Consider the following 1009-nt stretch of genomic DNA (forward strand, 5'->3'; position numbering starts at 1 on the left):
GACGGGATCGCGTAGCGTCCGATGAGGATGCCGGCCGTCATGGTCACCGCTCCGGCTGCCACCAGGAGGCCGACGGGACGGCGCATGGGCCAGTCAGCCTGGTTGACCAACATCCCTCCCTCGGTGTGACAGCCTCGGACGCGACTACTCGCGCGACGGCAGCGGATCCATCATCCCAACATCAGCCGTCAGGTTTCACGAGAACCAGTCAGACGGGCTGTGGTGGAGGGCCTGAACAGGCTCCTGGAGGTCGATCGTTTCGATGATGGCTGGCCTGTCCAGCCCCTGCGGCTGGTTGCCGGCGCCGGACGACGCGGAGGCTCCGGTAGCGAGAAAGAAGTTGACGACGGCGGCCGTGGCACCGACGAGGAAGGCCAGCCCGAAGCCGGCGAGTACGCCGCTCTTGCCGACTGCCGAGGTGCGGTCGAGACCCATCCGCTCGCCGAGCGCCCAGGCGATTCCGCCGAGCAGCACGGAGGCCACAGCGGCGATCACCGCGTATGCGGCCAGGCCGTTGACAAGATCTTTGAGCGCGTTGATCCCAGGGGCCTTGGAGTCGTCGGGCTTGACCTCTACCTGAGCCAGGACGATCGTCGCCTGTGCGGTCACAGCATGGACGATCATCACTGTTCCCTTCTGAACTCGGTCCGGCACGCAGATCGTCGGATCATACGCCGGGAATCAAACCGCGATCTTTGGAGGTGGTGGTGGCGGCGATGGTTGTGTTGTCGCTCTCATCTTCCTCAGGAACCGTGCTGTCGGGATCGTCACAGGCGTCGACGACAGTCGCGGCCAGCCGGAGAAATGCCCGTCGGCTGCGCCACCGCACCCGGGACAGGACGATCGCTGGACGCCCGCCGGGCGGCGGCGAGCCCGGAGCGTGCCGGGGAGCGCTGTGGGCGTGGTCGGGTATCTCGTCGTCGAGTCGTGTGTCATACGGGATGCGCACCAGCGCGTCGACCCGCCGGGCCAGCTTGGCCGCGGCCGAGCGGGTCTGCGGCGACCAGCG

Annotated in this window: 2 protein-coding genes; both read right to left on the reverse strand. The window is 67.5% G+C overall.

The window, feature by feature from the left end; translation table 11 throughout:
• Positions 1–195: 195 nt before the first annotated feature.
• Complete coding sequence (locus AC5LUJ_RS08885) at positions 196–624, reverse strand: DUF6112 family protein (protein WP_250293039.1); 429 nt, start codon at positions 622–624, stop codon at positions 196–198.
• Positions 625–667: 43 nt separating this feature from the next.
• Positions 668–1009, reverse strand: a 342-nt coding sequence (locus AC5LUJ_RS08890) for a hypothetical protein (protein ID WP_493464758.1), incomplete at its 5' end; no start/stop codon positions are given.

Source organism: Protofrankia sp. CiP1_Cm_nod3 (assembly GCF_982290655.1).

Bases quoted from the DNA above. Each gene is read 5' to 3' on its own strand.
- AC5LUJ_RS08885 (WP_250293039.1), bottom strand. From the start codon at position 624: ATGATCGTCCATGCTGTGACCGCACAGGCGACGATCGTCCTGGCTCAG.